Annotated in this window: 10 protein-coding genes; 2 read left to right on the top strand and 8 right to left on the bottom strand. The window is 69.2% G+C overall.

Annotated elements, in window-relative coordinates; translation table 11 throughout:
* Positions 1 to 58 precede the first annotated feature (58 nt).
* Genes MUG96_RS19015 through MUG96_RS19000 form a run of 4 tightly spaced genes read right to left on the bottom strand, consistent with a single transcriptional unit; the run spans position 59 to position 4,468 of the window.
* Positions 59 to 943, bottom strand: a complete 885-nt coding sequence (locus tag MUG96_RS19015; RefSeq protein WP_246985362.1) for an FAD binding domain-containing protein — start codon at positions 941 to 943, stop codon at positions 59 to 61.
* The gene (locus MUG96_RS19010) at positions 943 to 3,321 is read right to left on the bottom strand and encodes a xanthine dehydrogenase family protein molybdopterin-binding subunit (protein ID WP_246985360.1); all 2,379 of its coding nucleotides are present in this window, start codon (positions 3,319 to 3,321) and stop codon (positions 943 to 945) included. The genes MUG96_RS19015 and MUG96_RS19010 overlap by 1 nt, the downstream gene beginning before the upstream one ends.
* Position 3,322: 1 nt before the next feature.
* Positions 3,323 to 3,817 carry a (2Fe-2S)-binding protein gene (locus MUG96_RS19005; RefSeq protein WP_246985358.1) on the bottom strand — a complete coding sequence of 165 codons (495 nt, stop codon included), beginning with the start codon at positions 3,815 to 3,817 and terminating at the stop codon, positions 3,323 to 3,325.
* Between the two features lie 48 nt (positions 3,818 to 3,865).
* Complete coding sequence (locus MUG96_RS19000) at positions 3,866 to 4,468, bottom strand: SRPBCC family protein (protein WP_246985356.1); 603 nt, start codon at positions 4,466 to 4,468, stop codon at positions 3,866 to 3,868.
* A 193-nt stretch (positions 4,469 to 4,661) separates the two neighbouring features.
* On the opposite strand from MUG96_RS19000, the gene MUG96_RS18995 reads away from it, so the two are divergent.
* The gene (locus tag MUG96_RS18995; protein WP_246985354.1) at positions 4,662 to 5,876 is read left to right on the top strand and encodes a molybdopterin molybdotransferase MoeA; all 1,215 of its coding nucleotides are present in this window, start codon (positions 4,662 to 4,664) and stop codon (positions 5,874 to 5,876) included.
* Positions 5,873 to 6,505, top strand: a complete 633-nt coding sequence (locus MUG96_RS18990; protein WP_246985352.1) for a nucleotidyltransferase family protein — start codon at positions 5,873 to 5,875, stop codon at positions 6,503 to 6,505. Before MUG96_RS18995 ends, MUG96_RS18990 begins: the two co-directional genes overlap by 4 nt.
* Positions 6,506 to 6,636: 131 nt before the next feature.
* Here the strand turns inward: MUG96_RS18990 and MUG96_RS18985 are convergent, their stop codons facing one another.
* From MUG96_RS18985 to rdfA, 4 genes are all read right to left on the bottom strand, one after another.
* The gene (locus MUG96_RS18985) at positions 6,637 to 7,476 is read right to left on the bottom strand and encodes a hypothetical protein (protein WP_246985350.1); all 840 of its coding nucleotides are present in this window, start codon (positions 7,474 to 7,476) and stop codon (positions 6,637 to 6,639) included.
* A 155-nt stretch (positions 7,477 to 7,631) separates the two neighbouring features.
* The gene (locus MUG96_RS18980; RefSeq protein WP_246985348.1) at positions 7,632 to 8,660 is read right to left on the bottom strand and encodes a DUF8073 domain-containing protein; all 1,029 of its coding nucleotides are present in this window, start codon (positions 8,658 to 8,660) and stop codon (positions 7,632 to 7,634) included.
* A gap of 219 nt (positions 8,661 to 8,879) precedes the next feature.
* A complete protein-coding gene (locus tag MUG96_RS18975; RefSeq protein ID WP_246985346.1) occupies positions 8,880 to 10,667 on the bottom strand; it encodes an archaea-specific SMC-related protein in 1,788 nt (595 codons plus the stop codon).
* The gene (rdfA, locus tag MUG96_RS18970; RefSeq protein ID WP_246985345.1) at positions 10,664 to 11,305 is read right to left on the bottom strand and encodes a rod-determining factor RdfA; all 642 of its coding nucleotides are present in this window, start codon (positions 11,303 to 11,305) and stop codon (positions 10,664 to 10,666) included. The genes MUG96_RS18975 and rdfA overlap by 4 nt, the downstream gene beginning before the upstream one ends.
* Between the last annotated feature and the right edge of the window lie 247 nt (positions 11,306 to 11,552).

Below are 11,552 nucleotides of genomic sequence, written 5' to 3'. Positions count from 1 at the left end.
AGCGGCCGACGGCCGCGGTCGGTCGTCCGGGCGTCCCCGTCGGATCGGGCGTGCCGGATCACGCCGGGACGGTCGCCCCGGCGCGCTCCGCGGCCCGTTCGAGCGCCCGCTCGGTGTAGACTTCGAGCAGGTGGGCGCGGTACTCCGCCGACGCCTGGATGTCGTCCATCATCATCGACTCGTCGAGGTCCGCCGCCGCGTGTTCGGCCGCCGCCGCGATGGCGTCCTCGTTCAGCCTCTCGCCTTCGAGGGCATCTTCGACGGGGTCGAGGCGGACGCCGTGGTCCATCACGCCGTTGGCGCCGACGCGGGCGTCCGTGACCGTGCCGTCGTCGAGGTGGAGCCGGGCCGCGACGCCCACCAGCGCGTAGCCCGAGGACGGGCTCGGCTTCTTGACGTAGGCGCCGCCGGCGTCGCCGTCGACGCGTGGCACCTCGACCCGCGTGAGGAGTTCGTCCTCCGCGAGGTCGGTCATGTACATCGCGACGAAGAAGTCGTCGGCATCGATCCGACGCTCCCCGTCGCGACCCTCGGCGACGAGCGTCAGGTCGCTCGCGATGGCCGCGCCCGGCAGGTCCGAGGCCGGGTCGGAGTGAGCGAGGTTCCCGCCGATGGTCCCGCGGTTGCGGACCTGCGTGTCGCCGATCTCGCTCGCGGCTTCGGCCAGTGCCGTCGCGCCGTCCCACAGCTCGTCGGTGTCGTCGATCTCGGCGTAGGTCGTCAGCGCGCCGATGCTGGTCGTGTCGCCGTCGTGTTCGATGCCCTGCATCGACTCGATGTGGCCGATGTCGACCACGGTGTCCGGGTCCGCCAGCCCGCTTTTCATCGTCGGGAGCAGGCTGTGCCCGCCCGCCAGCAGTTCGGCGTCGGGGTGTTCGTCGAGCAGGTCGAGCGCGTGCTCGACGCTCTCGGCACGCAGGTAGTCGAACTCGCCGGGGTACATCAGTCACCACCCCCGTTCTCGTGGATGGCCCGCCAGACTTTCTCGTCTTTCAGCGGCATGTCGATGTGGTCCACGTCGAACGGCTCCAGGGCGTCACAGACCGCGTTGACCACGGCCTGTGGCGCGGCGATGGTCCCGGCCTCGCCGACGCCCTTGACCCCGAGTGGGTTGTGCGGCGACGGCGTCACCGTCGAGTCGGTGTCCATCTCCGGGATGTGTTCGGCTTTCGGCACCGCGTAGTCCTGCATCGACCCCGTGAGTAGCTGGCCGTTGTCGTCGAACTCGGCGGCCTCGTAGAGGGCCTGGCCGATCCCCTGGGCGACGCCGCCGTGAATCTGGCCCTCGACGATCTTCGGGTTGATCTGGTTGCCCACGTCGTCGACCGCGACGTACTGCTCGAACTCGATCTCCCCAGTATCAGGGTCGACCTCGACGACGGCCGCGTGCATCCCGAACGGGAACACGAAGTTGTCGGGGTCGTAGAAGCTCGTGGCTTCCAGTCCCGGCTCCACCTCGTCGGGCATGTCGTGGGCGAGGTAGGCCGCCTCCGCGACCTCCTTGATGTGCATCGAGCGGTCGGGCGCGCCGGCCACCCGGAACTCGCCGTTCTCGAACTCGATGTCGTCCTCGCTCGCTTCGAGCTGGTGGGCCGCGATGGATTTCGCCTTCTCGACGACCTTCTGGGAGCTCTTGACGAGCGAACTCCCGCCGACCGCCGCCGACCGGGAGCCGTAGGTACCCATCCCCTGTGGAATCTCGTCGGTGTCGCCCTCGACCACGTCGACGTCCTCGTAGTCGATGCCGAGTTCGTTGGCGACGATCTGGGCGTAGGTGGTGTCGTGTCCCTGCCCGTGGCCCGACGTGCCACAGTAGGCCGTGACGGTCCCCGAGGGCTGGAAGCGCACCAGCGAGGACTCCCACAGCCCGGCTTGGGCGCCGAGCTGACCCGCCAGCTCGGAGGGCGCGAGGCCACAGGCCTCGATGTACGCCGAGAAGCCGACGCCGAGGTACTTCCCGTCTTCGCGGGCCTGCTCCTGGCGCTCGCGGAAGTCCTCGTAGTCGAGCATCTCCAGGGCGCGGTCCAGCGTCTTCTCGTACTCGCCGGAGTCGTAGACGACCGCGACCTGCGTCTCGTAGGGGAAGGCGTCGTCGGGGACGAAGTTCTGCCGTCGGAACTCGGCGGGGTCCATGTCCATCTCCCTGGCGCCGAGGTGGATCAGCCGCTCGACGAGGTAGGACGCCTCGGGTCGGCCGGCGCCGCGGTAGGCGTCGACCGGCGGGACGTTCGTGAACGCGCCCGTCACCTCCGCGTGGATGGCCGGGATGTCGTACTGGCCCGAGAGGAGCGTCCCGTAGAGGTACGTCGGGATCGACGGCGCGAACGTCGAGAGGTACGCCCCGAGGTTCGCCTCGGTATCGACTTTCAGCCCGAGGATGTTGCCGTCGTCGTCCATCGCGATCTCGCCGTGGGTCTCGTGACCGCGGCCGGGGGCGTCCGTGAGGTAGGTCTCGGTCCGGGTGGCCACCCATTTGACCGGGCGTTCGACCTGTTTGGCGGCCCAGGCGGCCAGCGCCTCGTCGGCGTAGTGGTGGATCTTGCTCCCGAAGCCGCCGCCCACGTCGGGCGCGCGGACCTGGAGCTTGTGTTCGGGGTGGTCGATGACCCCCGACATGAGCAGCCGGTGCAGGTGCGGGTTCTGGGAGGTCATCGCCACCTCCAGTTCCTCCGTGGATGGGTTGTAGTCGGCGACAGCCGCCCGCGGTTCCATCGCGTTCGGAATCAACAACTGGTTCTCCAGGTCGATGCTCGCGGTGTGCGTCGCCTCCTCGAAGGCCTCCCGGGTCTTTTCCTCGTCACCGATCTCCCAGTCCAGCGCGACGTTGTCCGGCGCGTCCTCGTGGAGGTCGGTCCCGCCGTTCAGCGCCTCCTGTGGACTGGTCACGGCTTCGAGACGCTCGTAGTCGACGTCGATGGCGTCGACGGCGTCGTGGGCCGCGTACCGCTCTTCGGCGAGCACGACGGCGATCGCGTCGCCCTGGTACCGGACCCGGTCCTCGGCGAGGATCGGGTGATCGACCTGCTTGAGCGAGTCGAGCAGCCAGCCAACCGGGAGGTTCCCGGGCACGTCGATGTCGTCGGCGGTGAAGACCGCGATCACCTCGTCCATCTCCTCGACGGTGCTCGTGTCGACGCCCTCGATCTTCGCGTGGGCGTGCTGACTCCGCTTGACCGCCATGTGGGTCATCTGGGGCAACTGGATGTCGTCGGTGTACTCGGCGTCGCCGGTCAGCAGCGCGGGGTCCTCGCGGCGTTCGATAGCCGAGCCGAGGATGTCCGCCGCGTCCACGTCGTCGGGGTCGACGGATTCGATGCTCATCTCAGTCGTCCCCCCGTGCGGCGGTCCCGCCCATCTTCTCGGCGGCGTTCTCGACCGCGTTGACGATGTTCTGGTAGCCCGTACAGCGACAGAGGTTCCCCTCCAGGGCCTCGCGTATCTCCTCGTCGTCGGGGTCGGGGTTCTCCTCGAGCAGTTGCGTGGCGGTCATCATCATGCCCGGCGTGCAGTAGCCACACTGCAGGCCGTGTTCCTCCTGGAACCCCTCCTGGATGGGGTGGAACTCGCCGTCCTCGGCGAGCCCCTCGACCGTGGTGACCTCGGCGCCGTCGGCCTGTGCGGCCAGGACCGTGCAGGACTTGACGGCGTCCCCGTCGAGGTGGACCGTGCAGGCCCCGCACATGGTGCTTTCACAGCCGACGTTGAGCCCGGTGTACCCGAGCTGGTCCCGCAAGGCGTGGACCAGCAAGGCCCGTGATTCGACCGTCAGTTCGTGTTCCGTCCCGTTTACCGTGAGTGTGATGTCGTGTTCTGCCATGTCTTGTCCCGTAGTCCGTGTCTGTCTAGCGGTTCGCCGTCCGTCGGTTCACAGCAGGTTCCGAACGCGGTCGCGGAGGCCGCTCGAGTCCTCGTCCTCGGCGACCTCCGTCAGCCGGTCCTCGACGCTGCCGAAGAACCGACTGACCACCCGGTTCGCGACCGGACTGATGACGCGCTGTCCCATCTGCGCGACCTTGCCGAACACGTCGGCCTCGGCCTGCCACTCGATATCGACGCCCTCGTCGGTCTCGACGAGGGTCATCCCCGACGCCATCTCGAACGAGGAGTCGCTCGCGCTCCCCTCGCCCGTGGCGTTCATCTCCGGGAACTCCCGCTCATCGATGGTGACGACCGTCCGGAAACTCGGCTTCACGCTCCCGACACTGATCTGCATCAGCGCCGCGTAGTGCCCGCTCTCGACGAACGCCCGCTCCGAGATGTCTTCGGGGTCGGCCTCCGGCAGCGTCACCGGATCTTCCTCCGGTTCGGCTTCCTGGAGCGCGTCGAAGTCTACGTCGTCGGGGTCGTCGATTCGGGTCAGGAACTGACAGCCCGGCAACGACTGCTTGATGAGGATCGGGTCCGACAACGCAAGCCAGACCTCCTCCGTCGACACGTCCTCGATAGTGAACGTCCCGTCGAACTCCACGGTCAGTTCACCTCGCTCTTTCCCCTGTCGCTTATTAACGTGACACGCGTTACCATTCTACTGTGACAGCAAACACGGATGCTTACATAATAAAGCCTATCGGTTACATTGTAATCCAGAACGGTTATTGCTCCGGTATGGTCGGGGGCGGATCGGCTCGGAACGGCGTCGCGGGCGTCGCCGGGAGCGACCCGTGAGCGACGGTCGCACCCTGGTCAGGAGACCCGCGGCGGAGCGCCTCGCCAGCGCACACGAGCGACTCCGTGCGGACCGGTCAGCGACCACAGTCCCGCTCGACGCGATAGCGGGTCGCTTCCTGGCCGAACCCGTCGTCGCCGACGGCGCGATCCCGGCCCACGACACCGCGACGATGGACGGGTTCGCGCTCGATGCGACCGAGTCGTTCCCCCTCACGGTCGTCGACGACCCCGTCTACCCCGAGGACGAGCCGCCGGCGCTGGAACCCGGAACCACGGTCCGGGTCGCCACCGGCGCGCCGCTCCCCGCCGGCGCGACGGCCGTGCTGAAACGCGAGGACGCGACCGTCACCGACGGGCGTCTCACCGGCCCGTCGCTCGAACGGGGCACGAACGTCTATCCGCGCGGGAGCAACGTCGCCGCCGACGAGCGCGTGTTCGACGCGGGCGAACGGCTGACGCCGCAGGACGCCGCGCTCCTCCGGGACGTGGGCCGCGACCGGGTCGCCGTCGCCGACCGGTTCGCCGTCGGCGTCCTCGCAACCGGGACCGAAATCCACGAGGGCGTCCAGCCGGATCGTGACTCGGAGATGCTCGCGAACGTCGTCCGTGCGTGGGGCCACGAACCGACGCTCACGGGGAGCGTCCCCGACGAGCGCGAGCGGGTGCGCGAGGCCGTCGCCGACCTGGCCGCCGACCACGAGATAGTGGTGACCTCCGGCGGCACGAGCGTCGGCGAGAAGGACTGTGCGGTCGCGGCGCTCGACGACCTCGGGACGCTCCTGTTTCGCGGGGTCGAACTCCGGCCCGGCCGACCCGTCACGGCCGCGCGGCTCGACGGCGGCGCGGTGGCCGTCGCGCTCCCCGGCAAGCCGGTCGCGGCGTGGCTCGCCGCGGCGCTCGTCGCCCGCGCGCTGTTCGTGGGTCGCCCCGCAACGCGGCCGCTCCCGACGGTCCCCGCGACGCTCGCCCGTGACCTCCCCGTTCCGGACGCCCCGTTCGAGTACGCCGTCCCGGTGACGCTGACCGACGACGGCGCGATGCCGCTCGGCCACGTCGACTCCGCGCTCCCGCTGTTCGCCGACCGGTTCCGGCCCGGCCGCCTCGCGTCGAGCACGCGCGCGACCCGGGCCGACGCCGTCTGGCTCACCGACGCCGACGGAGCGGCCGGCCAGGACGTCGCCGTCGTCCCGGTGGAGGTGCTGGAATGACCGCCGACCTCCCGGTCGTCGAGCCGCCGTTCGACGAGGGCGACGGGGACGGGACGGTCGTCGGCGTCCTGCTCGCCGCCGGCGAGAGCACGCGCTTCGGCGAGGCGAACAAACTCCTCGCGGAGTGGGACGGCGCCCCGCTCGTCGCCCACACCGCGCGGACGCTGTGCCGGTCGACCGTCGACGCCGTCGTCGTCGTCGTGGGCCACGAGGCCGACCGCGTCCGGGCTGCCGTCGCCGACCACGACGTGACCGTCGTCGACAACCCGGACTACGAGGCGGGACAGGCCACGTCCGTCCGTCGGGGCGTCACCGCTGCCCGCGACCGCGGGGCCGACGCCGTCCTGTTCGCGCTGGGGGACATGCCGACCGTCCGAGCCGCGACCGTCGACCGACTCGTCGCGGCCTTCCGTGCCGGGGCCGGGAGCGCGCTCGCCGCTGCCTACGAAGGAACCCGCGGGAACCCGGTGCTGTTCGGGGCCCGGCACTTCGACGCGCTCGCCGACGTGACCGGGGACGTGGGCGGCCGCGACATCCTGCTCGGCGACGGCGACGCGGCGCTGGTCGAGACCGGCGACCCGGGCGTCCTGCTCGACATCGACCGACCCGCCGACCTCGACGACCTGTGACCCCGGTCTGCCGACTGCGGCCACAGTACCGACATGCGACACGAAGCGGAACTCATCAGAAAAAATACAAACGTGACGGCGCTCGCTCCGGGTCCGTCGACGGACGGGGGGTGCCGTGCCCCGCTTGCGGCTCAGGAGTCGTGGCGGTCGGCTGCGGCGTCCGCAGGGGCCGACTCCTCGACGTACAGGCTCCGGGTGGCGACGAGGTCGACGACGGTACTGCTGTCCATGATCTCGGGGTCGGCGTCCTCCGGATTCGCGTCGGGGTCGTAGCGCCTGATCTCGAAGGAGTCGAGGGCGTTCCGGTTCTCGGTGACTGGCTCGACGACCTCGATCAGTTCGTCGGTCGTCGCGTTCCGGTAGACGGTCCCGGGCTCGAAGGCGACCGCGGGCACGTCAGCGGGCCATTCCCACCCGAAATCGCGGGCGTACTGGCCGAACTGCCAGACGAGCCCTTCGACGTCGACAGTGCCGGTCGCCCCCTCCGTGGACGCCGCGAGCCGGCGGTCCCAGTAGTCGATCACACACGCTTCGAGGTCGGCCGAGAGATCGTCGTCGGTGAGTTTCCGCTCGATGGGGTAGCCGATCTCGATGGCGACGATGGCGTGCTGATTGAGGTTGCTGAGGCAGTGCTGACACTCCATTTCGACGATCGAGACGCTCAGGGTTCCCTCGACGGTGAGGTGTGCGATCTCCGTCGCACAGTTGGGACACCAGAGGAACACCACGCCGTCGTCCGGAGCTTCCAGTTCGTCGACCACTGTCAGATCCTCGAACGGTTTGTCGATGTCGTGGCCTGGCTCGGCCGGCGTCGCCGTCGCGGTCGGGTCGCCGGTTTCGCCCGCGAACTTCGCGAGTTCCCGGTCTTTCAGCAGCGACTTGATGACGGAGTCGTGTGAGGAGTGGGATTCGGCGTCCCTGATCCGCTCGATTTGTTCTTTCGTCCAGTCGCGGACCCGGATCGTTGCCATCCTTTCGATACTAGCCCGTGTCGGTGATACGCTTTTCCCACGGACCGGCGGCGAAGTGGACCCGTCCGACCGAGGTGACCAGCGCCGGTGTGTCGGGATCGCGGGACGGCACGCTACCGACCGACGGCCCGGTGGGGTGGGCGCCGACCGCGGTGCTACCGACCGGCAGGACCGAGACGTCTGCGTATTTCGTCGACCGAGACCGTCACCTGCTCCGTCGCTAGCGGGTGGGTCACGAAGTTGATGAGGTCGAACGACCGGAGGAACTCCCTCGCGGTGGCCTGGCTCACGCCGATCTCGTGGGCCACTTCGTGGACCGTCCGCGACTGATTGATCGCCGCCGTCAGGCTGCCGACGGTCACCGACTCGGAGAGTCCGAAGTCGGCACGCGACTCGGTCGGGCGCTCCGCCAGCAGGTCGACGACTGCGGTGGGGTCCGACGCGGACTGTGTCCGGGCGGTGTCGGCGATCGCCGCCTTCCCGCCATCCGTGACGGCGCTCTGTGTCAGCCGGTCCGACCCCGCCGTCGAGTCCCGCTCGGACTCGCTCTCGTCGTCACTCACCGTGTCGCCGGCCGTCGTCCCGGTCGCCGTGTCGTTACTCGCTGCATCGTCGGCTGCCGCGTCGACTGCTGACTCGGCAGATGCGGCCTCCTCGTGAGCGTCGGGTGCCCGGCGGGTCGGCTCCCCCGTCGTGGGCCCTCCCGGCGTGGCCGCCTCCGGGTCGTGGATGTCGTATTTGACCATGTGCCGTCGGACGGTCTCGGACGTGACGTCGACGTCGAGTGCCTCCGTCATCGCCGGGAACGTGTCGTGTTTCTCGTACGCCGCCCGGAGCGCCTCCGGGTCCTTGTACGCGGGGACGCTCCCCGCGTCACTGCCCGACTGCGCGCTCGCGTCGCGCGGTGTCTCGCCCGCTGTCGCGACGGCGTCGCCCGACACCGTAACTGCCAGGTCGACCGCGACCCGTCCGTCCTCGACCGTCGCGTCGTCGGCCGTGATCGATACCCCGTCGCTCTCGTCTTCGTCGGGGAGGATCGGCACGTCGACGGACAGTTCCGCCGTGACCGTCCCGTCGCTGTCGGTCAGTTCCTCGTCGACCGCAGCGTGCCGGATTTCGCTCCCGGACGATTCTAACCGCGCGAGCACCGCTGATAGCTCTTTGAATGCGCTACTGGCCACCATGTGTACTTGTCTCCGACCGATATCCAGTCTCTCGCACTCTCACATAAGGTTTCCCCTGTTTGCACGGATTCAGCCGAGCTATGGGTGACGAACAATTTCTTCTGTACCTCATTCCTGGACGAATATTCAATCAGGAGATTGCCAATCGGACGAACGACTCGTCTCGGGGCGGCCTAGTGACGGATTCTCGTGGGAATCGGTAACAGGTTTCGTTGTTGGTCAGTCGGCGCGGGCGGACCCGTCGTTGGCTACCGTCCAGGCCGTCGGATCGATCTCCCGGCCGTCGAAGGCGGCGTACTCGGGGTAGGCGGTGAAGACGAGGTACTCCGTGCGCTCCCGGAGGTAGTCGACGAGCGTGTGGAGGTTGGCGTCGTCGAGGCCGCCGACGCCGTCGACGAGCATGAGCGGGCACACGTCGCCGGCGTCGAACGCGTCGCGGCCGGCCAGCGCCGCGACGAACCCGACGAGTTCGCGCTCCCCTTCGCTGAGGGCGTCGAGGCTCGTCTCGCGGCCGTCCCGCGCCACCACGACCTCGAAATCGGGGGTGAGGCGCGCGGTCTCGAAGCCCGTCTCGAACCGCGTCACGATCTCGTCCATCGCCTCGTCGAAGGCCTCGCGGGCGTCGCGTTCGATCCGGTCCTTTCGGGTCCGTAGCTCCTCGATCTCCGCGCGGATGTCGGCCCGGTCCGCTTCGAGCGCGTCGGTACGCGCGGCGCGCTCCGCCAGCGTCTCCAGTTCGGCCGTCGCGTCGTCGAGTTCGGCCTCGCGGTACTTGATCTCGCTCTCGACGTCCGACAGCGTCGACAGCGTCTCGTCGACCTGCGCCGAGAGGGTCTCGACGCGGTCGGTCGCGTCGTCGAGGCGGTCGCGGGCGTCGGCGAGGCTCTGGCGACGGTCGGCGAGTTTCGCTTCGAGGTCCCGAATCTCGGCCTGGAGGTCGTCGCGGCGACTGGTCACCTGGCGGTGGCGCTCGCGTTTGGTTTCGAGCTCCTCGACCCGCTCCCGTCGCGTGTCGGCCGCCGCCCGGAGTTCGGCGAGCCTGGTCCCCAGCGCGTCGAGCCGCGTTTCGATCTCCTCGCGCGTCGTCTCGCCCCCACAGGTCCAGCAGGCGACCGCGTCCGCGTCGATCTCCCGCTCCACGTCGGTCACGAGGTCCAGCCGGTTCTCGTCGAGGAGGCGTTCGGTCGCGGTGTACACCGACTGGAGGAGGTCCGCGTCGCGCTTGACGGCGTCGAGGTCGGCCCGCGCGGATTCGAGTCGCTCGTCGATGTCGTCGTGGTCCGGCACGTCGAGTTCGGCCAGTTCCTCGCGACGTTCCGAGAGGCGCGCGTCCGTGCGCTCGATGCTCCCCTCCAGCCGCTCGACCCGGTCCTCGGCCCGCGTCCGCTCGGACCGGGCCTGACTCAGCCGCTGTCGCACCGAGTCGTCGCCCGCGTCGTCGTCCGACTCGTCCAGTTCCGCGCGTTTCTCGCGCAACGCCGCGATCTCCTCTTCGAGACTCGTGACTCTCTCCTGAACGGTCGGCAGACGCTTTTTCGCCTCCCGTGCCTGGGAGAGGTCGGCCTCGACGCGCTCGCGCTCGCGTTGCAGGTCGGCGATGCGCTCGTCGATGTTCTCGAAGTCGAGCGGTCGCAGGAGGACGGCTTCGAGGTCGTCGCCCCGCCGGATCGCCTCCCGGATGGGGTTGTCCGCGTCCAGGCAGGCGAACAGTGCCGCTCGGGTCACGTCGTACTCGTCGTCGAGGTAGGGGGTCCCCTCCCGGCGGACACCGTCGCCCTCGCGGACGAGTCGGACCGTCACCGACCGCTCCGGGGTGTCGAGGTGGACGCGGCCGCTGTCCGCGCCCTCGGTCAGCTCCATCGCGGTGCCGAGCGCGGCCTCGACCGCCGTGACGAAACTCGATTTCCCCTGCCAGTTCGCGGCGCGGACGGCGTTCAGGCCCGGCTCTATCGTGGCCGCCCCGTCGAGTATCCCCGCGATGTGGTCGATGTCGACGGTCCAGGTCATGCCCGGTCGGCCGTGGCGCGTTCGGCGGCGTGGTCCTCACAGACGTACCCCCGGTCGAGTGCGACCGCGAAGGGAACGCGCGTCGGACAGGATCCGCAGGCGAGACTGACCCCCACGTCGATCTCGGCAGCCTCGCCGCCGGCGAGTCGCCCCTTCTCCGCGAGGGCGGCGACCGCCGTCTCGGTTTTCTCCTCGGCGACGGCCACTGCCTTCTCGACGCTCGCGGCTTCCCAGTCGGTACTCGCCGTCCGGGGCGCTTTCTCCCCGTCGAGACACTCCTGTAAGTGGGTCCGTATCGTCCCCCACGACACCAGGTCGGCCGCGAGCCGGTCGCCGTCGATGCCGGCGGCGTGCAGTCCCTCGATCAACTCCGCGCGGGCGAGATCGTCGTCACCCTGGAGGACCTCGTAGTCGCTGTCGAGGCGCGCCCCGAGCGTCTCGCGCCCGTGGTCGTCGTACACCCGCTTGAGGAGGCGTTTGTTGAACCACTCGGTGAGCGAGCGATACCCCATCTCCGTTCGCCCGTCGGCGCCCGTCCAGCGGGCGAGCAACCCCTCGTCGAGCGAGTCGTAGACCGGGTCGGCCGACGCCAGGTCGTACCGGTCGACCATCCTGTCCACTTTGCAACCGGAAGCCATGTCTCCCTCATCCGGGGCTCCCCTCAAATATCTTCGTACGATCCGTACACGGAGCGTACAACACGGCGTCCGTCACCACCCTGGCACCGGTTCGCTGGCAGTGGATTTACACACTAAGGGTGTTAATCATTGTTCCCTCGACCGTGTGGGTAGGTGCCACAGAGCGTCCACGCTCCGATGACGCTCGGTGGGCGCCACGGGAGTGGCACACGTGTGGTCCGGTTGTGTCGCGTGTGCCGCCGGCTGC

This window comes from Halorientalis marina (assembly GCF_023028345.1).
Taxonomy (GTDB): Archaea; Halobacteriota; Halobacteria; order Halobacteriales; family Haloarculaceae; genus Halorientalis; species Halorientalis marina.
The sequence above is the reverse complement of the archived record's forward strand: the minus strand, read 5'-3'. Positions and strand labels throughout refer to the sequence as shown.